This is a genomic window from Enterococcus sp. DIV1316a (genome assembly GCF_050536915.1).
GTDB classification, from domain to species: domain Bacteria; phylum Bacillota; class Bacilli; order Lactobacillales; family Enterococcaceae; genus Enterococcus; species Enterococcus faecalis.
Window position 1 is genome coordinate 2,585,645 of the sequence record NZ_CP172913.1, and the last position, 20,867, is coordinate 2,606,511.

Annotated in this window: 20 protein-coding genes; 10 read left to right on the forward strand and 10 right to left on the reverse strand. The window is 39.0% G+C overall.

From position 1 onward, the window contains the following. Nucleotides 1-69: 69 nt before the first annotated feature. The 6 genes from IGL56_RS12295 to IGL56_RS12320 form a co-directional block, all read right to left on the reverse strand. Nucleotides 70-798: a LytR/AlgR family response regulator transcription factor gene (locus IGL56_RS12295; protein WP_002354828.1), complete on the reverse strand. Its 729-nt coding sequence runs from the start codon at nucleotides 796-798 to the stop codon at nucleotides 70-72. Then, nucleotides 779-2,548, reverse strand: coding sequence for a sensor histidine kinase (locus IGL56_RS12300; RefSeq protein WP_002354827.1), 1,770 nt, complete (start codon nucleotides 2,546-2,548; stop codon nucleotides 779-781). The genes IGL56_RS12295 and IGL56_RS12300 overlap by 20 nt, the downstream gene beginning before the upstream one ends. A 91-nt stretch (nucleotides 2,549-2,639) precedes the next feature. After that, nucleotides 2,640-3,458, reverse strand: coding sequence for a MetQ/NlpA family ABC transporter substrate-binding protein (locus tag IGL56_RS12305; RefSeq protein WP_002354826.1), 819 nt, complete (start codon nucleotides 3,456-3,458; stop codon nucleotides 2,640-2,642). A gap of 12 nt (nucleotides 3,459-3,470) precedes the next feature. Further along, complete coding sequence (locus IGL56_RS12310) at nucleotides 3,471-4,142, reverse strand: methionine ABC transporter permease (protein WP_002354825.1); 672 nt, start codon at nucleotides 4,140-4,142, stop codon at nucleotides 3,471-3,473. Then, a complete protein-coding gene (locus IGL56_RS12315; RefSeq protein WP_002354824.1) occupies nucleotides 4,139-4,861 on the reverse strand; it encodes a methionine ABC transporter ATP-binding protein in 723 nt (240 codons plus the stop codon). Before IGL56_RS12315 ends, IGL56_RS12310 begins: the two co-directional genes overlap by 4 nt. Before the next feature lie 361 nt (nucleotides 4,862-5,222). Next, a complete protein-coding gene (locus tag IGL56_RS12320) occupies nucleotides 5,223-5,621 on the reverse strand; it encodes an OsmC family protein (RefSeq protein WP_002392708.1) in 399 nt (132 codons plus the stop codon). 200 nt (nucleotides 5,622-5,821) lie between these two features. On the opposite strand from IGL56_RS12320, the gene rpsN reads away from it, so the two are divergent. From rpsN to IGL56_RS12345, 5 genes are all read left to right on the forward strand, one after another. Beyond that, a complete protein-coding gene (gene rpsN / locus IGL56_RS12325; protein WP_002354822.1) occupies nucleotides 5,822-6,091 on the forward strand; it encodes a 30S ribosomal protein S14 in 270 nt (89 codons plus the stop codon). Nucleotides 6,092-6,201: 110 nt separating this feature from the next. Next, nucleotides 6,202-6,351 (forward strand): 50S ribosomal protein L33, encoded by a 150-nt coding sequence (rpmG, locus tag IGL56_RS12330; protein ID WP_002354818.1) that lies wholly within the window; start codon nucleotides 6,202-6,204, stop codon nucleotides 6,349-6,351. Between the two features lie 15 nt (nucleotides 6,352-6,366). Further along, nucleotides 6,367-7,341 carry a CobW family GTP-binding protein gene (locus IGL56_RS12335; protein WP_002392709.1) on the forward strand — a complete coding sequence of 325 codons (975 nt, stop codon included), beginning with the start codon at nucleotides 6,367-6,369 and terminating at the stop codon, nucleotides 7,339-7,341. 33 nt (nucleotides 7,342-7,374) lie between these two features. After that, nucleotides 7,375-7,497 (forward strand): putative metal homeostasis protein, encoded by a 123-nt coding sequence (locus IGL56_RS12340; RefSeq protein WP_002383181.1) that lies wholly within the window; start codon nucleotides 7,375-7,377, stop codon nucleotides 7,495-7,497. Nucleotides 7,498-7,517: 20 nt separating this feature from the next. After that, entirely contained in the window at nucleotides 7,518-9,053 is a 1,536-nt protein-coding gene (locus IGL56_RS12345) for a zinc ABC transporter substrate-binding protein AdcA (RefSeq protein ID WP_002392710.1), read from the forward strand. 57 nt (nucleotides 9,054-9,110) lie between these two features. On the opposite strand, the gene IGL56_RS12350 is transcribed toward IGL56_RS12345, so the two are convergent. The 3 genes from IGL56_RS12350 to IGL56_RS12360 form a co-directional block, all read right to left on the reverse strand. Further along, a complete protein-coding gene (locus IGL56_RS12350) occupies nucleotides 9,111-10,085 on the reverse strand; it encodes a tRNA dihydrouridine synthase (protein ID WP_002413934.1) in 975 nt (324 codons plus the stop codon). 187 nt (nucleotides 10,086-10,272) lie between these two features. Beyond that, a complete protein-coding gene (locus tag IGL56_RS12355) occupies nucleotides 10,273-11,043 on the reverse strand; it encodes an ABC transporter permease (protein ID WP_002354811.1) in 771 nt (256 codons plus the stop codon). Next, nucleotides 11,036-11,971, reverse strand: coding sequence for an ABC transporter ATP-binding protein (locus tag IGL56_RS12360; protein ID WP_002354809.1), 936 nt, complete (start codon nucleotides 11,969-11,971; stop codon nucleotides 11,036-11,038). The genes IGL56_RS12355 and IGL56_RS12360 overlap by 8 nt, the downstream gene beginning before the upstream one ends. A gap of 257 nt (nucleotides 11,972-12,228) precedes the next feature. Between IGL56_RS12360 and IGL56_RS12365 the strand changes: the two genes are divergently transcribed. From IGL56_RS12365 to IGL56_RS12385, 5 genes are all read left to right on the forward strand, one after another. Then, on the forward strand, nucleotides 12,229-12,648 hold the full coding sequence (locus IGL56_RS12365; RefSeq protein WP_002354802.1) for a PTS sugar transporter subunit IIA: 420 nt from the start codon (nucleotides 12,229-12,231) through the stop codon (nucleotides 12,646-12,648). Between the two features lie 12 nt (nucleotides 12,649-12,660). Beyond that, nucleotides 12,661-13,152: a PTS system mannose/fructose/N-acetylgalactosamine-transporter subunit IIB gene (locus tag IGL56_RS12370; protein WP_002354800.1), complete on the forward strand. Its 492-nt coding sequence runs from the start codon at nucleotides 12,661-12,663 to the stop codon at nucleotides 13,150-13,152. Nucleotides 13,153-13,168: 16 nt separating this feature from the next. Beyond that, entirely contained in the window at nucleotides 13,169-13,984 is an 816-nt protein-coding gene (locus IGL56_RS12375) for a PTS mannose/fructose/sorbose/N-acetylgalactosamine transporter subunit IIC (RefSeq protein WP_002365419.1), read from the forward strand. Beyond that, entirely contained in the window at nucleotides 13,981-14,808 is an 828-nt protein-coding gene (locus tag IGL56_RS12380; RefSeq protein ID WP_002354796.1) for a PTS system mannose/fructose/sorbose family transporter subunit IID, read from the forward strand. Before IGL56_RS12375 ends, IGL56_RS12380 begins: the two co-directional genes overlap by 4 nt. A 147-nt stretch (nucleotides 14,809-14,955) precedes the next feature. Further along, a complete protein-coding gene (locus tag IGL56_RS12385) occupies nucleotides 14,956-17,475 on the forward strand; it encodes a sigma 54-interacting transcriptional regulator (RefSeq protein ID WP_002354793.1) in 2,520 nt (839 codons plus the stop codon). A gap of 55 nt (nucleotides 17,476-17,530) precedes the next feature. On the opposite strand, the gene IGL56_RS12390 is transcribed toward IGL56_RS12385, so the two are convergent. Further along, nucleotides 17,531-20,011 carry a CHAP domain-containing protein gene (locus tag IGL56_RS12390; protein WP_014525058.1) on the reverse strand — a complete coding sequence of 827 codons (2,481 nt, stop codon included), beginning with the start codon at nucleotides 20,009-20,011 and terminating at the stop codon, nucleotides 17,531-17,533. Between the last annotated feature and the right edge of the window lie 856 nt (nucleotides 20,012-20,867).

Below are 20,867 nucleotides of genomic sequence, written 5' to 3' on the forward strand. Positions count from 1 at the left end.
GCCAGAATTTCTTCACCAAATGCAAAAATCACCACTTGAAATGCATTCGACATTTCAAGTGGTGATTTTTTAACTTAAGCCAAGTTTTTCTTTAAATTCTTTGACGTATGAACGGCTAACAGGTACTTTTGAGCCGTTGGTTAAAATTACTTGCAACGTGTTATTAAACCACGGCTGGATTTCTTGAATTTTTGTTCGATTCAAGATGAAACTTCGGTGCGTTTTAATAAAGAGCGTGGCAGGTAATTTCTGTTCGATACTGTTGAGGGTCCCTGTCATCTTATAGACCTGTTGATCTACAAAAATGCTCAGTTGCCGTTCTTCGACAGAAACGAGGTAAATATCTTCTGGCGCCACAAGATAAATGCGGTCTTCCCCTTGAATAGGTATTGCTTCAGATTTTGGTCCTTTTTCGGCAGTGTTTTCTGGGACAGCTTGAGCCATTTCTTTCGATGCTTTTTCAATGACTTGTGTTATTTTTTCTTCTTCAAAAGGTTTCAAAATATAATCTTTTGCATTCACTTGAAAGGCCTTTAACGCATATTGATCATAGGCGGTTGCAAAGACCAAGTAGGGCGCTTTTTTAAGATGGGTTAATTTTTCCGCTAAATCAAACCCGCTTTCATCAGTCAAATGAATATCTAAAAATAACAGATCTGGCTTTTGATCCATCATCTCTTCCATTGCCTCCGCCACAGAATCCGCTTCTGCAACGCTCGTCACTTGCGGATGTTGGGAAACAAGATAGCTCAATTCTTCTCGTGCTAAGGGCTCATCATCAACGATTAATACGTGCATCTAATTCCTCCTGTTCCATCGGGATTTCTAAATGAACATGGCTCCCGCCTGTCTCTAAATTTTCAATTAAAAAACAACCTTCTGATCCATAAAGGTTCGCCATTCTGCGGGACAAGTTTTCCAGTGCCGTGCCGGTGCCTTTTTCCGAAGTCACTGTCGTCTTTCCTAATAGCAAGCGGCGTTCTTCAGGAATCCCTTGCCCATTGTCATACACATCCACATGTAATTTATGTTGTTTTGCTTTGACCACTACCCGAACTTGATTGTTCTCCTTCCGGCTGCCAAATGCATGCTTGATGGTATTTTCCACTAACACCTGAATCGCATACGGCGGTACTTTTTCTGAAGCAACCGCTTCTTCCACGTCAAATGTTACTTGATAACGATTCGGAAACCGTGCTTGTTCTAATGACAAATAGGCTTTTACTTGTTCTAGTTCTTGTGAAACTGGGATCGTAGTTTGCACGGCTCCCTGCAAGTTACCTCGAAAGTATTTGCTTAATTGGAGCAATAGTTTCCGCGCTTTTTCACTGTCTTTCCGCATTAATGCGGAAATAGTATTGATGGCATTAAAGAAGAAATGCGGGTTCACTTGCGCTTGCAAGGATTTAATTTCAGCTTCTTTAAGTAATTTTGATTGTACTTCCGCTTCCCCTAATTCAATTTGTGAAGAAAAAATTGTCCCAAGACCTTCTGCTAACTGTTCCTCGACATGCGTTAACTGCGCTGGATCCGTAAAATACATTTTTAAGGTGCCAACAATTTGCTGATGGGAAAATAATGGAATCACAATCGCCGCTTGCAACGGACAATTAGGGTCCGAACAACCGACTTCTTCTTTGGCATGTGCGATGGTCATTCGGCCCGTCCGTAACACTTCCCGAGAAAGCTCTGTAATGACTTCTAGCTCTGGAATATGATGATCGCTTCCTGCGCCAACATGAGCTAAAATTTGATGACTGTTTGTCATGCTAATCGCACTGACTTTTGTATAATGCTTAATAATCTCCGCAACTTTTTTGCTGGAATTTTTATTGAGGCCTTCTCGAAAATATGGCAGTGTTTCCGCTGCTAATTCCAAAACATCGTGCGTCTGAACCGCTTTGGCCTGCTCTTCTTGTTTCAATGTCGTCGTTAGAATCGACATAAAAATGAACGTTCCTACGCTATTTAACAAAATCATCGGCAGCGCAATAAAACGAACCAACGTGGCCCCATCCGATAGATCACCGCTGAAAAAGAAAATAAAAATCATCTGAATCATTTCCATGCACGCTCCGACAATGGCAGAAAAGCCGGCAGACGGAAAAACGGTTTGCTTTGCCATGCGGCTCCCTAAAAAACCGGCAATTAAGCCAACAATTAAAGAAGCAGGCACATAAAAGAAACTATGCCCCCCGCCTTGAATAACCCGATGAAAGCCAGCAATTAAACCAACCGCACTGCCGACAATCGGACCACCCACTAATCCAGAAACGCCAATTACTAACGTACGCGTATTCGCAATGGAAGCATTGCTGCTTAAATAGGTTAGTAAATTATTGGGAACAATCTGATTCTTAGCGATTTCGATACCTGTAAAATTAGAAATAATAGCAAATAAACCAAAAATCAAAATCAATTGAACTTTTGAAGACATTTTTTCACGACTTAATAAAACACGCTTAAAATAAGGCACATTCACTAAAAGAAAGGCCAGTAAAATAATTAAGCCTACCCGTTCCATCATTAAAATAAATAATTCGACCACACCGGCACCTCCTTCCTATTAACTATACTATAAATCAAGGAAAAGAAAAAAATGAAGCTTCTCAAAAAAGAAGCTTCATTTTTTCTATTCATTAAAACGCAGGAATATTGGCACCTTTAGAATTTTTCTTGATGTATTCAGCAACTTCTTTTGTTGTCATCGCTTCTTTTAAAACCTTGATTTTTTCGCTATCTTTTTCGCCTTTACGTGTCACAACTTGCAATGCGTAATGTTTACTTGCTTCTTCATCTTCTAACAAAATCGCATCTTTCGTTGTTAAACCAGCAGGTTCTAAGTAGGCTGGGTAGCAGAACACCATAGCGATGTCTTTTTCATCATAGGCTTTAGCTAAATTCAGTAAATCAATGCTTTCAAAAGTGATGTTTTTAGGATTTTCCACGACATCTGCCACCGTGCCGTTAAAGCCGACACCTTCTTTTAATTTAATCACGCCGTTTGCATTTAAAATTGCTAAAGCACGACCTTCATTGGTTGGATCGCTAGGAATCCCCACTTTGGCATTTTCAGGTAAATCTTTCGCATCTTGGTATTCTTTTGAATAGAAACCACCAGCAAAATAATAAATCGGTTGCACAGCCACTAAATCAGCTTTTTTCTCTTTGTTAAACATTTCCATGAAGGGTTGATGTTGCGCAAAATTAGCATCCGCTTCGTCATGTTGCACGGCATCGTTGTAGGCAACATTGTCGCTCACTTCCATAATGTTAATTTTGTACCCTTTTTTCTCAGCTTCTTTCTTGGCAATCTCCAAGATATCTTTTGAAGATTCCAATTGCACGGCAACGGTAATCTCCTTGTCTTCTTTCTGGTCTGCTTGTTTATTTCCCCCACAGGCAGCTAAAATAACTGTTGCAATAACAGCGAATGTTGCTAAATAAAACTTCTTCATTCTTTTGTCCTCCTACTTTCTTTTGTCTAGTTTTTGGGCAATGAAGTTCCCAAGCATTTGTAAAATGAAGACCAGTGCAATCATAATCACAATGGCAACATACATAATACCGTATTCATACCGTTGATAGCCGACACGAACTGCAAAATCGCCAATCCCGCCGCCACCAACAACACCCATCACCGTGGAATATGAAACCATACTCACTGTCGTGGTTGTGTAAGCAAGGACCAATCCGCTACGTGCTTCCACCAATAAAAAGTGCCAAATGTATTGGACTTTCGAGGTACCTAACGAATTAGCTAAAAAATAAATTTCTTCTGGAACATCCAACAGCACTTGTTCAACCAAGCGAGCAAAAATCGCGATCGCAACAATACTCAATGGCACAGATGAAGGAATTGGGCCAAACGCCTTTCCTAAAACAGAACGAGTAACTGGAATCAACGCAATCACAAATAATAAATAAGGAAACGAGCGAATAACAGTTACAATGAAATTTAAAACCCAGTACAGCCAAGGTTGATGCCCTTTGACTTTCGGATTAGCCAAAAATAGTCCTAAGCCTAAAGGCAAGCCAACAAGCAAACAGATAGCCATCGAAATCGACATCATAATCCCTGTTTCTTTTAAACCAATCAGCATAGATGGCCAATATTCGGCAAAGGTTTCTGAAAAAGTCATGGACGCAAACTCCTTTCCACTTTTTCTAAATAGGAAAGCGGTTCTTCCTCATATTGCTGAGGATTATTCAGAAATTCGCCAATTAACTGACCTTTTTCCATCACTAAGATACGATTACATAAGCGCTTCACGGTTTCTAATTCGTGACTAACAAAGAAAATAGTCGGTCGGAATTCCTGATGCGTCTTATGTAATAGTCGAACGACACTTTCTGTATTTTCTTCATCTAATGAACTCGTTGCCTCGTCACATAATAACCATTTTGGATTACGGCTCAACGCTCGAGCAATAGAGACACGCTGTTTTTCTCCACCAGAAAGCTGAGCAGGATACGCTTCTGCCTTATGGGCCATATCAACAAACGTTAATAAACGCTCAATTTTTTCAGGCTGTTTCTCTTTTAAAAGTTTCAAAGGCAACGCAACATTATCATAAATTTTCAAATTTTCTAACAAATTGTAATGCTGAAACACCATCCCCATTTGTTGTTGCTGCTGGCGAACTTCTTTTTTAGAGAAGGTTTGAACATTTCTGCCATCAATACGAATCTCCCCTTCACTCGGTTGTTCCATTAAATTCAACAAACGTAACAACGTGGACTTGCCAGAGCCACTTTTCCCAACAATCCCAACGATTTCTCCTGGTTGGACAGAAAAGTGAATATTTTTTAACGCGTGTGTCTCTTGATAGACTTTCGACACATTCACTAACTCAATCATGATTACCTCCTAAAGGCCGACAAACAAACTATAACAACTAAAAAAACTGTATAACAATTAAAGTAATTCTGTGAAACGATTTAAAAAAACTATTACGAATTAAAAAATAACACACGTTTCAAAAAACAGCGTTATATCAGAGATGTAACTACTTACATCATCTACTAAAACAGAAAAAAAAGCAACCTTTTTATTTGTGAAAAAAACACTATCTGTTTTTTGTCTGTATTATTTTGTACAAATGAATTAAAAATTTTCTGTTTCTACAGCTATTTCCCCACGCTCCTCTAAAAAAAGACATTCTCAGAAACGAGGCATCCAAAAAGGGAAAAGCGCTCGTAACGATAATGTCTCTAATAGTTTACTTTTTAAATACAACTGTTTCTTCGACAGTAATTCTTTCAGCCAATGATTGAATCACTGGACAGTTTGGGGAGACAAGCTTCAAACACCGTGTCGCCCGTTCTTGAAAGGCTTCTGGAACAGACACATAAAAGATAATCGTCACCTGTTTTAATGGTTGTGCGCGTCTCTCTACTTCTCTTGAATACGTGACTTCTATTTTTTCAAACTCAAAGGGAATGTGCGAATTTTCCAAAACGGATTGATACACGTACCCCCCACAAGCGCCAATTGCCGAAACGAGCATTTGAACTGGCGAATATCCCTCTTCTTTTGCTAACACCCAGCGCGCTGTTTTCGTTTGTAATTCAAATTTTTCCACACCACGAATAATCGTCAAACGTTCTACCATTGCCATCTTCACTCCTTTTTACTCTTTCTTAAAAGATACTACAAAACAGCGCTAAAACAAACATTTCTAACTTCTCAACTTAGCAAGTCCTAAAAAAAACAAAATTCTCACTTGACAAACAACGTAACACCTGATAATATACTTCCGTTCAAATCGTAACCATTACGATTTAGATTTTATAAATCCAAAAAGAAAGGAAGTGCCTTATGGCTAAAAAATCAAAAATTGCTAAAGCAAAAAAACAACAAGCAATGATTGCAAAATATGCGCCTATTCGCCAAGCCTTAAAAGAAGCTGGCGATTATGAAGGTCTTAGCAAATTGCCAAAAGATGCTCATCCAAGTCGCTTAAAACTCCGCGATCAAACAGATGGGCGCCCACGTGGCTACATGCGTAAATTTGGCATGTCTCGGATTCGTTTCCGTGAATTGGCTCACCAAGGCTTGATTCCTGGCGTCAAAAAAGCAAGCTGGTAACTCATTATTTCGATAAAGACAACTAGCGAGGACAGTCGCATTTGGGCTGACCTCGCAGCCCCCTTTATCTTTTATACGCAATTAAAAAAATCAAATTGGAGGACGGCACTATGCGCCAAACCATTACGTTAGCTTGCGCTGAAACTGGCGAGCGCCTTTACTTAACAAGTAAAAACAAACGAAATACACCAGAAAAATTACAGCTGAAAAAATATTCACCAAAACTACGGCGCCGCGCACTTTTCACTGAAGTCAAATAACAGGAGGAAAACTTGATGGGCATTCCAATCACCATTGTTTCTGGCTTTTTAGGCGCAGGAAAAACAACCTTAATTAACCATGCGCTTGCGCAATCACCGTTTCCTAAAGAAGAAATTATTATTATTGAAAATGAATTTGGTCAAACAGGCGTTGACCACGCATTACTTTTACAAACCACGGAACGAATTATTCAATTAAATAACGGTTGCATGTGTTGCAGCTTACGAGGAGATCTTCTTGCCTCTTTATCAGCAATCTTAGAAGTGTACCAAGAAGAACAACAACCCATTGCCCAAGTCATTTTAGAAACAACGGGCATTGCTGATCCGCAACCAATCATTCAAACAATTTTAACGACCCCGCATATCAAAAATCATTTCTATATAGACAGTCTCTTAACGGTCGTTGATGGGCATCATTGGCAACAGCAGCTTCAAGAAGCCGAAGCCATCAAACAACTGGCCTTAGCAGATCGCCTCTTTTTTTCTGTCAAGGAACCAGCAGACATCACTCAGCTACCAACGTTCCAAGAAACCCTTCGTACCATTAATCCTTTTGCTGATATTTTATCCTTTCAAGCCAACGAGCCTCTTTTGGCTAGTGACTTTTTTCAATTAAATAAGTTTACGGCAACACTTACAGAACACGAAATGACTCATTCCCCGCATGAGCACGCCCACGAGCATCATCACCATACCTTTCACTCCCTCACGCTAACGGCGTCCTCAGCCCTCAACGAACCTCTTTTCACTCGTTGGCTTGATTGGTTAATGTATACACATCAGGAAAAGTTATACCGTTTCAAAGGGATTCTCGCCTTACAGGAGCATGACTTGGCCATTGCCATGCAAGGCGTCAACCAGCAAGTGGCCTTTCAAATGACGAATCAACCCCCTCAAGAAACGACAATTGTTCTGATTGGCAAAGAATTAGAGACAAAAAAAATTCAAGAAACCTTTCAAACCCTCAACAAAATAGCTACTCCGTAAATTATTTTTTACGAAATGGAGGTCCTATATATAATGGAAAAAACTGACTTATCTAGCGCTTATCGTCGACTGAAAAGTCCCAACATCAAAACACGAAAACGCGCACTTAAAATCATTAAAGAACATAAGCGCAATAAACAAAAGAAAATTGCGTAATTCACTAAAGGAGCACACCTATGAAAAAATTTACTCTTCCCCTGTTAGCCGCCTTATCGCTAATCCTTTTCGGCGCTTGCGGCAAAACAAACACCTCTGATAAAACCGCTGACGGTAAAGAAAAACTATCCATTGTCACGACTTTTTATCCTATGTACGATTTCACTAAAAATATTGTAGGCGATGAAGGAGACGTCAAATTGTTAATCCCTGCTGGTTCTGAACCTCACGATTATGAACCATCCGCCAAAGATATGGCTACCATCCATGATGCGGATGTTTTCGTTTACCACAATGAAAATATGGAATCTTGGGTACCAAAAGCTGCTAAAGGCTGGAAAAAAGGAGCCCCGAACGTCATTAAAGGTACCGAAAACATGGTCTTACTTCCTGGCAGTGACGAAGACGGACACGACCATGACCACGAACATGGCGAAGAAGGACACCACCATGAATTAGACCCGCATACTTGGGTTTCGCCCCATCGTGCCATCCAAGAAGTCACAAACATCAAAGAACAATTAGTCAAACTTTACCCTAAAAAAGCCAAAACATTTGAAACAAACGCAGAAAAATACTTAACAAAATTAACGGCCTTAGACAAAGAGTTCCAAACAGCTTTGAAAGACGCTAAGCAAAAAAGTTTTGTTACCCAACATGCTGCATTTGGTTATCTTGCCTTAGATTACGGCTTAAAACAAGTGCCAATAGCTGGTTTAACACCTGAACAAGAGCCAACTGCAGGGCGCTTGGCAGAGTTGAAAAAATATGTCACAGACAACCAAATTCGCTATATTTATTTTGAAAAAAATGCCAACGATAAAATTGCTAAAACGTTAGCTGACGAAGCAAATGTTCAATTGGAGGTCCTAAACCCGCTAGAAAGTTTGACACAAAAACAAATGGACAATGGCGAAGATTATCTTTCTGTAATGAAAGAAAACTTAACTGCTTTGAAAAAAACAACAGATACAGCTGGGAAAGAGGTTCAGCCAGAAACCTCTGAAAAAACAGAAAAAACCGTGGCTAACGGCTATTTCAAAGACAGTGAGGTGGCTGAGAGAACACTGGCAGATTACGCTGGAAATTGGCAATCCGTCTATCCTTTATTAAAAGATGGCACATTAGACCAAGTCTTCGATTACAAAGCGAAACTGAAAAAAGATAAAACACCAGCCGAATACAAAACCTACTATGATGCCGGCTATCAAACCGATGTCGACCATATCAACATCACTGATTCCACCATTGAATTTCTGGTCGATGGCAAACCACAAAAATTCACCTATAAAGCAGCCGGTTATAAAATTTTAAACTATGCAAAAGGCAACCGTGGCGTCCGTTTCCTTTTTGAAACAGACGATGCCAATGCTGGGCGGTTTAAATACGTCCAATTTAGTGACCACAACATCGCACCAACGAAAGCCGCTCATTTCCACATCTTCTTCGGCGGCGATAGCCAAGAAAGTCTGTTCAATGAAATGGACAACTGGCCAACGTATTATCCAAACGACTTAAGCAAACAAGAAATTGCCCAAGAAATGATTGCGCATTAAGCATTCAAAAGAGAGGAGGTAGCATTTTAGCTAATGCTACCTCCTCTCTTTTTTTATTTAGTCAAGCACACCATGTTCTGCTTCAAACGTCGCTAACAACTGGCGCACTTCATCCGTTGATTTTGTATTCATTAATTGTGCTCTTAAATCACTGGCACCTGGAAAGCCTTTGACATAAATTTTGAAGAAGCGATGCAGCCCAACGATGGAACGAGGCACCAATTCTGCATATTTGTCTTGCAAATCCAATTGTAAACGTAGCAAGCCCAGCAATTCTTGTGGCGTATGCGTTTTGGGTTCTTTTTCAAAGGCATAAGGATTTTTAAAAATCCCCCGGCCAATCATGATGCCATCTACACCATATTGTTCTGCTAATTCTAGGCCCTTTTGACGATCGGGAATATCCCCATTAATCGTAATTGTCGTTTGCGGTGCGACACGGTCCCGAATAGCCATAATTTGCGGAATGACCTCCCAATGAGCATCCACTTTGCTCATCTCTTTTCGTGTTCGCAAATGAATGGATAGATTCGCAATGTCTTGCTCTAATAAATGCGTGATCCATGCCTCCATTTCCGCCATTTCAGTAAACCCAATGCGTGTTTTGACACTAACAGGTAAGCCACCTGCTTTGGCGGCGTCAATCAATTCAGCCGCGACTTCTGGGCGCAAAATTAACCCGCTGCCTTTTCCACGCTCAGCCACGTTGGGCACAGGACAGCCCATATTTATGTCTAACCCTTGAAAGCCCATCTCCGCTACGCCGATACTCATTTCACGGAAAAATTCCGGTTTATCCCCCCATATATGTGCCACCATCGGCTGTTCATCTTCTGTAAAAACGAGGCGCCCGCGCACACTGTCTTTCCCTTCAGGATGACAATAACTATCTGAATTAGTAAACTCTGTAAAAAACACATCTGGTGCCCCAGCTTCTTTCACGACATGACGAAAGACCACATCAGTGACATCTTCCATTGGTGCTAAAACAAAAAAGGGCTTTGGCAATGTTGCCCAAAAATTCTTGCTCATCTTCATATACTCCGTTTCTGACTTTTTCTTTATTTTCAACGACAACTTGTCGACATATTCTGGTGCGAAACATTGCTATTATACAGGGAAATGCACGAAGAATCAAAAAAGCATACTTAGAAACAAGAAAACTGTCTGAATCTGCTCGCTAGAATGAGTGATTCAGACAGTTTAATCTTTTTACGGCTTAACTACGTAAGCCACGCCCTGTTTCTACAAGGTACCAACAAATGCCATATAAAACGACAATAAATAAGATTAAAATGGTCATAGAAATACCAATTGGCACATCTTGAACCCCTAGGAAACCGTAGCGGAACCCAGAAATCATGTAAACAATCGGATTAACTTTTGAAACAGCTTGCCAAAATGGCGGCAACATGGAAATGGCATAGAAAACCCCACCCAAATAGGTTAAAGGCTGTAACACAAAGGTCGGCACAATCGATACATCATCATAGGATTGCGCAAAAATACCATTTAACAAACCAGCTAAAGAAAAGAGAATCGCTGTCATCAATAAAGTCATGATGACCATCAGCCAAGAAACAACGTGCAATGGCACAAAAAATAGAGAAATGATGGTGACTAACGCACCGACCAAAATACTACGACCAACGCCACCAATCACAAATCCCCAAATAATCACATGAGTTGGAACTGGCGCCACGAGAATTTCTTCGATATTTTTCTGGAATTTTTGTGAGAAAAAGGAAGATGAAACATTGGCGTACGAACTTGTAATGGCTGACATCATAATTAAACCTGGCACGATAAATTCCATATAAGAAAAACCGCCCATGTCGCCAATTCGCCCGCCAATCATTTTCCCAAAAATCACAAAATATAAGGACGTCGTAATTACTGGCGGTACCAGTGTTTGGACCCAAATCCGTAAATAACGGTTGGTTTCCTTCACAGCTAAACTTTTTAAAGCAGTAAAATACAGACTAAACATGTTGATCCTCCCTTTGGTACGTATCCTCGGTAATCTTCAAGAAGAGCTCTTCCAAACGGTTGGACTTATTCCGCATTGACAATACTTTGATTCCTTGTTGACTTAGCTGTTCAAACAAGTGATTGACTCCTTGGTTTCGTTCTACTTCCACCGCTAACGTTAACTCGTCCTCAAATACGCTTTGATAGCCTTCAATAACTGGTGCCTGCGTATAAGGTGCTAAATCAAAAATAAACGTTTCAAATTGTAATTTGGCTAACAAGTGCTTCATGCTGGTGTTTTCAATCAATTCACCAGACTGAATAATCCCAATGTTGCGACACAACATCTCAGCTTCTTCTAAGTAATGGGTCGTCAAAATAATCGTGGTTCCCTGCGCATTTAACTCTTGTAAAAAGGCCCACATTTCACGGCGTAATTCAATATCGACACCTGCAGTTGGTTCATCTAAAATCAATAACTTCGGCTCATGCATCAGCGCGCGAGCAATCATCAAGCGACGTTTCATTCCGCCAGAAAGCATCCGAGCCCGTTCGTTCCGTTTTTCCCATAAATTGGATTGTTTTAAATACTTTTCACTCCGTTTCATGGCTTCTTTACGAGACACCCCATAATAGCCCGCTTGATTGACCACAATCTGTTGGACCGTTTCAAACGGATTGAAGTTAAACTCCTGCGGCACTAACCCAATCTGTTGCTTCGCCCGCACCATTTCCGTATCTAAATCATACCCAAAAATTTTGACTTTCCCCGAAGTCTTATTAACTAACGAGGTCACAATCCCAATCGTCGTTGATTTTCCTGCGCCATTCGGTCCCAAAAGAGCATAAAAATCGCCTTCTTCGACTGTTAAATCAATCCCCCGCAACGCTTCAACACCTGAAGCGTACACTTTGCGTAAATCTTGTATCACAAGAGCATCAGTCATTCGTAACTCTCCTTAATGTATAAATATTCATGAATATTATTGTAACACTTCTCGATAAAAACGGGGGTTATTTTGATTAAATTTCACAGTTTTGCTTAGCTATTTTTCAACAACAAACTAGCCAACGATTAACGTGTTTATTTTGACTTGAAACTGTTTAAACAGTTTCGAGAGCGTTAAAACCCTTTCAAATCAAGGATTTAGAGTTCTCTTTTTTTGGCACAGAACTTGCTTTATATAAAAGTGAGGTGAAAAGAATGAAAAGAAAATTTTTAATTGCTAGTCACGGAAACTTAGCGAAAGGCTTCCAAAGTTCCTTGGATATTCTCGCAGACAAAGGAAAAGAGCTGGCGGTCATCAATGCCTATGTGACTCCTGAGGACTACACGCCAATTATTCAAACGTTTCTTCAGTCCCTTGGCGCAGAAGAACAAGCTATTATTTTAACAGATTTATATGGTGGTAGTGTCAATCAAAAAATTGTTCAAGAAGTCATGACGACAAAACCAGACAATGTTTTTATCATTTCCAATGCCAACTTAGCCATTGCCTTGTCGCTGATTTTCTTAAAAGAAGGCGAAAAGCTAACCAAAGAAGATATTCAAGCAGCAATTGCTGAAGCACAAATTCAATTCGTTGAATTAAACCCATCAAATGAAGAAGAAAACTTTTTTTAGGAGGAAATTAAAATGATTACACAAGTACGAGTAGACGACAGATTAATTCACGGCCAAGTAGCCGTAGTTTGGACCAAAGAATTGAATGCCCCCTTATTAGTTGTAGCGAATGATGAAGCAGCCAAAAACGAAGTAATGCAAATGACGTTAAAAATGGCTGTCCCTAATGGCATGAAACTATTAATTCGCTCAGTTGATGATGCGATTGATGTCTTCAATGATCCTCGTGGCAAAGACAAACGAATTTTTGTAATTGTGAACAGTGTAGCGGATGCTACTAAAATTGCGAAAAACGTGACAGATATTGAAAGTGTGAATGTTGCCAACGCTGGCCGCTTTGATAAATCAGATCCAGCCACCAAAACAATGGTTTTCCCAAGTGTCCAATTAAACCCTGAAGAGTTAGAAGCTGCCAAAGAATTAGCCAGTTTGACTCACGTGGAAAGCTATAACCAAGTACTGCCAACCAACTCAAAATTAAGTCTAAAACAAGCCGTCAATTAAAAGGAGGAAATGAACAATGCTTATGCATGCAACAATGGCAGCCTTAGCTGTATTTATCTGTTTTGCTGGGAATTATTTAACTGGTCAAAGTATGATGGAACGTCCCTTAGTCGTTGGATTAGTCACAGGAATTTTAATGGGCGACATGAAAACAGGGGTCTTAATGGGGGCCTCTTTAGAAGCAATTTTCTTAGGAAATGTTAATATCGGTGGTGTTATCGCAGCGGAACCTGTAACTGCGACTACTTTAGCCACAACGTTTGCAATTATTTCAAATGTCGAACAAAAAGCCGCCATGACGTTAGCCGTACCAATTGGGATGTTAGCCGCTTTCGTGGTGATGTTTTTAAAAAATGTCTTTATGAATATCTTTGCTCCTTCTCTTGACAAAGCAGCACGTGAAGGCAACCAAAAAATGGTTGTGACACTGCATTACGGAACGTGGATTATTTATTATTTAATCATCGCTTCGATTTCATTTATCGGAATTTTAGCAGGAAGCGGGCCAGTAAATCTGTTTGTTGAAAGTATTCCACAAAATTTGATGAACGGCTTAAGCGCAGCTGGCGGACTTTTACCTGCCGTTGGGTTTGCTATGTTAATGAAACTGTTATGGGATAATAAATTAGCCGTCTTTTACATTTTAGGCTTTGTTTTAACCGCGTACCTACAATTACCAGCCGTTGCGGTAGCGGTCATCGGGACAGTAATTTGTGTCGTGAGTGCCCAACGGGATGTAGAATTTCGCGACATTCTAAAAAGAAAACCTGCGGCGTCTTCTGCGGTTGAAGGCAGCGCGAAAGAAATCGAAGAGGAGGACTTTTTCGCATGAAGTTAAAAGAGAATTTATCTAAAGAAGAGAAAAAAATGATGCGCTCTGTTTTCTGGCGTTCTTGGACGATGAACGCTAGCCGGACAGGAGCTACACAATACCACGCAGTGGGTGTCATGTACACTTTACTCCCAGTTATCAATCGTTTTTATAAAACCAAGGAAGAACGGGCCGAGGCATTGGTGCGTCACACCACTTGGTTCAACGCAACCATGCATATCAATAACTTCATTATGGGGCTCGTTGCTTCGATGGAAAAACAAAACAGTGAAGACGAAAATTTTGATGCTAGCTCTATTACAGCAGTTAAAGCCTCATTAATGGGGCCACTTTCAGGCATCGGTGATTCCTTCTTCTGGGGCATCTTACGTGTTATTGCTGCTGGGATTGGGATTTCATTAGCCAGCACTGGTTCGCCATTAGGGGCGATTGTCTTCTTACTTTTATACAACGTTCCTGCGTTCTTAATTCACTATTATGCGTTGTATAGCGGCTATTCAATCGGTGAAAGTTTTATCCAAAAAATGTACGAATCAGGCGGAATGAAGATACTCACAAAAGTATCAAGTATGCTAGGCTTAATGATGATGGGCAGTATGACTGCTTCAAATGTAAAATTCAAAACGATTCTTGAAGTTTCCGTTAAAGGAAGCAAAGACGTAGTTAAAATCCAAGACTATTTGGATCAACTATTCGTCGGTATCGTACCATTAGCCGTGACATTACTTGCTTTCTGGCTATTACGCAAAAAAGTCAATGTTAACGTGGTGATGTTTGGTATCATGTTCTTAGGCATCTTGCTAGGATTACTAGGCATCTGTTAAAATTGAAACAATAAACATTTAATTATTAAACACTTAGAGCCTGAGACAAAAATCCAAAGTGATTTTTATCTCAGGCTTAAAAGCTGATAAACGGCGGGAACAGAAGCAACCCCTGTCCCGACCTCTCTTTTGGAAGGACGATGAATCATGCGCTTGGAGACCTACCAACACTTAGTTGATATTTTAGAAACCAGCAACACCCCGATGAGCACACAAGAAATTGCCACAAAAATTCAATTAAGCCGCTCGGTAACCAGCTTATACTTAAATAAATTATTGGAAAAAGGTGAAGTCCAACAAACGGGAAAAAAACCCGTTTATTGGCAATTAACCCGTGCAACAACCCCCACGACCGATGTGTTTCGACAATACATCGGTAGCCAAGGCAGCGCCAAAAAAGCCATCGAACAATGCAAAGCCGCTATGTTGTATCCCCCATTGGGTATGCCTTTATTAATCCATGGAGCCAGTGGTGTCGGCAAAAGCTTTTTGGCAAAGCTGATTTATGAGTATCTGAAAAATGAACAAATCATTGGCCTGGAAAAATTCTACACCTTTAACTGTGCCGATTATGCCAACAATCCCGAATTGCTATCATCCATTCTCTTCGGCCATACCAAAGGCGCATTTACTGGAGCTGAATCAGAAAAGCAAGGACTCTTGGCCCAAGCTAATAATTCCGTACTCTTTTTAGATGAAGTACATCGATTATCCAACGAAAACCAAGAAAAACTCTTTCAGTTTATGGATACAGGGACCTTCCGCCCTATTGGTGAAGAAGGAAAAATGGTCCATTCCAAGGTCCGGCTACTATTTGCAACCACCGAAAACCCGAAAAAAGTCTTATTACCAACCTTTTATCGCCGAATTTCCGTAATCGTCTCACTTCCGAACTTCAAAGAGCGCCCCATTCGAGAACGGATTGCGATTTTGAAAAACTTATTTCACCGAGAAGCGAAACGAATGACCAAAGACATCAACGTGGACGAAGAAATCTTTACGGCATTATTAGAAAATGACGAACCTGGCAACGTGGGAAGTTTATCCAACAAAGTGCAGCTCCTTTGCGCGTCGCAATTACGAAAAACTTTGCCCAATCAACCCGTCGTCATTGGCGATGCGACTCAACCAATGATTACGATTCCTTTAGACAAAGAAGTGTTAGAAGAAGACACACTTTCTTCCGATATTTTCGCAACATTTGAAGCCTTATTTACAAAAGAAAAAACACTGGCCCACTTAAAAACTGAACTGACACAATTCATTAAATATTGTTTAGACGATGAAATAACCTTAGAAAATGATTATTTTTTACAAAACCTAGTCACGGAAGTCCAAACCAAAAACAAACTAATTATTAACCAACCTGAACAAACTGAAAAACCGATGAAAGATGTTGCCAAATTGCTGAAAATTTTACCGCCAACATTTAACGAAACAATGCTCCTTCCAGTCCAAGCACAGTTAAAAGAACACTATCCGCGAACGGTTTCCCTCGTGAAAAACTTAGTCAGTCCGCTGCCAGAAGAATACCGTTTCTTGACAGAGGTACTCTTATCTGTATTACTTAGCGGAGAAATTTCTGAAACGATTCCTTACCAAGCGCTCCTCGTGGCGCATGGTGAATCGACTGCCACAAGTATTCAAGCCGTTGCCAACAAATTATGTGGTACCTATATTTTTGATGCGATTAACATGCCCTTAACCTCTTCGGTCAGAGATATCGTCGCCGAAGTTAAAGAGTGGCTTTCTCAGCGGGACACATCACAAGGCGTCATTATGCTCGTCGATATGGGTTCCCTGACACAACTTTATAAAAGTTTGAAACCGCAAATTCTTGGAGAACTTTTGGTGATCAACAACCTGACCACTGCCTATGCGTTGGAAATTGGTCATCAATTAATGAACGAACAACTTTTCTATGGTATTGCTAAAACCGCTGAAAAAAAATTTAAAACCGATGTACAGTACTTTGAAGGCTTTTCAGTGGAAAAAAATATCATTGTCTCTAGTATTTCAGGTCTGGATATTGCCAAGCAAATCAAACAAATCTGTCAAAAATACTTGTATACTGATATTAAAGTCATTACCCTAAAATACAAAGATTTGGTGAACACGTTAGACATTGCCAACGCCGAAGAAAATTATTTAAAAGAAACCTCGCTCATTTTGACGACGTCCTACTTAGACAATCATACGAATGTTGCTAGCGTGAACCTCTTAGACATGTTAGACGAAGATGCAGGAACCCAGTTGATGGAACCTTTCCAAAACTTGATGCATCCCAATAACATCGATAGCATGATTAACGAATTTGTTCACTTCTTCTCGAAAGAAGGCTTGTCAGAAAAACTAGAATTTCTAAATCCTGACGTCATTATTAAACAAGTCGAAAACGTTACAAAAAACATTGAAAAACGCTTCGACCTCACACTCAGCGGCAAAATGAAATTTAACTTAATGATGCACAACGCACTCATGGTAGAGCGGACCATGCTCGGCGTTGAAGACTATGAAATCCCTGCTAACCTCGAGGAACTAACCATTAACCAAAAACCATTTTTCCAAAATGCTAAAAACATTTTCTATACCCTAGAACAGTTTTATCGAATAGAGATTTCCAACTGGGAACTCTATGTGATTTATGAAATTTTGTCTTCTCGGTGAGAGGGGATGGGAAAAGCCACTTTCCAGAGGAAAGTGGCTTTTTTTAGTTTTTTGTTTAGTAAGATATTTCAGTCTGCTCCTTGTTACTCTCTTCTTTAGAACTCAGATTTTTTTCAGTAATATCTTCTTTTAAACTTTCCTTATTTTCTTTTCCATCATTATCAAAATCTATAAATTCATCCATACTGTCTTGTGTTTTCAGTACGTCTGTTTGATTCATATCAGGATTTTCCTTAAATTTTGATTCACTAACTATATCTTTTACTGCCCCACTATTCACATACCCACAGAATGTGTTTCCTTGATACAATTCATGATAAGATGCATTATTGGTAGAGTTATAAAATACTCGGTTTACCGTGTATGCATTCCCAGCTACTGACATCCCTAATTTCCCTTGATAATTTAAATCTTTCCAAAGTGTTGTCGTACTGTTTGTTAAAATTACTTGTTTTTTATCAAACGTTTCTATTGGTGTATATTCAAACACATTCTCTTTTACATAACCTACCCATTCCGACATTGTCTCGTCTCTATACAATGAATGTAAGATTGTTCCATTTCCTAGATCGTAAGAAACATTAGAATAATAAATTCTTCCCCGCTCTGTCTTTCCTCTGATATTTGTTTGTTCATAATTACCAAAAATCTCTTGGTTATCTTCTGTCACCGTCACATATTTTTTAATAGATTCACTAACTATATCTTTTACTGCCCCGCTATTCACATACCCATAGAATGTGTTTCCTCGATACAATTCATAATAAGATGCATTATTGGTAGAGTTATAAAATACTCGGTTTACCGTGTATGCATTCCCAGCCACTGACATCCCTAATTTCCCTTGATAATTTAAATCTTTCCAAAGTGTTGTCGTACTGTTTGTTAAAATTACTTGTTTTTTATCAAACGTTTCTATTGGTGTATATTCAAACACATTCTCTTTTACATAACCTACCCATTCCGACATTGTCTCGTCTCTATACAATGAATGTAAGATTGTTCCATTTCCTAGATCGTAAGAAACATTAGAATAATAAATTCTTCCCCGCTCTGTCTTTCCTCTGATATTTGTTTGTTCATAATTACCAAAAATCTCTTGGTTATCTTCTGTCACCGTCACATATTTTTTAATAGATTCACTAACTATATCTTTTACTGCCCCGCTATTCACATACCCACAGAATGTGTTTCCTCGATACAATTCATGATAAGATGCATTATTGGTAGAGTTATAGAATACTCGGTTTACCGTGTATGCATTCCCAGCTACTGACATCCCTAATTTCCCTTGATAATTTAAATCTTTCCAAAGTGTTGTCGTACTGTTTGTTAAAATTACTTGTTTTTTATCAAACGTTTCTATTGGTGTATATTCAAACACATTCTCTTTTACATAACCTACCCATTCTGCTGCAGTCTCATCTTTGTACAATGAATACAGAACACTACCGTCGCCTAAATTATAGCCTATCGTAGTATAATAAATTCTTCCTCTCTCTGTTTTCCCTTTAGTACTTGTCAATTCGATATTACCAAAAATATCCTGATTAGCCTCTGTGATAGTGCTATATTTATTAACTGTTTGCGTTGTTATATCTTTTACTGCCCCACTATTCACATACCCACAGAACGTGTTCCCTCGATACAATTCATGATAAGATGCATTATTGGTAGAGTTATAGAATACTCGATTTACCGTGTATGCATTCCCAGCTACTGACATCCCTAATTTCCCTTGATAATTTAAATCTTTCCAAAGTGTTGTCGCATTATTCGTTAAAGAAACTTTTTTTCTGTTAAAAGTTTCTAACTGTGTAAATTCTGAAGATCCTTGTCTTAAATATCCAATCCAGGCTGTTCCTTTTTCATCTTCATATACAGAGTACAATAATTGTCCGTTAGACAATTTGTACGCTATCTTTACATAATAAATTCTTCCTCTAACTGTTTTTGCTTTTTTGGTAGTACACTCAATATTTTCAAAAAAATCTTGTCCATCTTTAGTTATAGTAATATATTTATTAATAGCTTGTTTTTCAGGAGAAGAGGATATATCTTTAAAATGTATATACCCATCAACAGAGTTTTTACTAATCCATCTAGAATTATATCTTCCTGTATATCCATAATTATATTCTTCAATCAAAACTCTATCCCCATCAACTGCCGCTACCCAAGCTACATGATACATACTGTTCCAATAGGCTACTGATCCTCTTCTGGGTATCATATCTACCTTATAGCCTTGCCTTCTAGCATTATTTCCCCATTGGTTAGCATTCCAGTCTAAACCATCACGTCTAATATCAAACTTATTTTCCACACTCAATCGATTTGCCACAAAGGAAGTACAGTATCTTGTAGCCATACCCCAATCATCAGTAGTTGCACCTAAAGGCAGATTTTTCCATTTAGCAGGATAATCATCACCTATTACTTTATCTTCTGCATTTACTACCCCTGATTTAAAAGAAAAGCTCATAACAACTAATAAAATCCCTAAAAACGCCCATATTTTTTTATTCTTTCTCATAAAATAACCCTTTCATATAAATATATTTTATAACATTTAAATTATAACACTTAAAGTTGTGAATTAAAACACAATCACGACTAAAGTTATTAAATGTTTTGTAAATAAAACAAAGATATAAAATACCGATTTTTCATGCTATACACTTTCCGACTCCGTCACCGCATTTTTCAACTCTTCTTGCGCACAGCTTTTGACTTTGTGATTTTAAAGCTGTTACTTTTGCTTGTTCTTTCTTTTTAATTTTTTCTTACTGTTTCTTTGATCGGCGCAGGCCTCTATTTGCTACATAGTTACTAATGTTGATTTTTTGATAGTTTTTTTCAATTTGTAAAAGTTATTCCTGTAAACGTGCGAGTATTTCTGCTACATCTTCCATAACCTCATCAAACATTTACTGATTCTCCTTTCGTCGTAACCCCTGCCACTCTTCTTCATATGTATTCATTTTCTTTCTATACACTTGTCTGTTCTCTTCTAACTTTTCTTCCTGTTGGAACAACGATCGACGGATGGCTTGTTGTCCATCATTTTTCGCTTGCTCAAGCACTCGATAAACAGTTGATAGTCTCTAGACCTCCCTCAACTTCTGCTTTTTTAGCATTTCTTTGTGCTTGCCGTGCTAATTGATCTAATTCTTGATTTGTCGCTATTTGGTTAGCAATTGTTTTTTCAGTTGACAAATCAGTTCATTTAGTTTTTTTCGATTTTTGTCATTTTCCTTCATATAGTTGAATTGGCTGATTTTGGATAATCATTTCAATCGCTCCCTCCTATGCTAAAGTATTTCTTTGTTCAGATAACGAAATCTTTATTTCCATATCTCTAGCCTCGGACAAAGTATTTTGCCAGATTT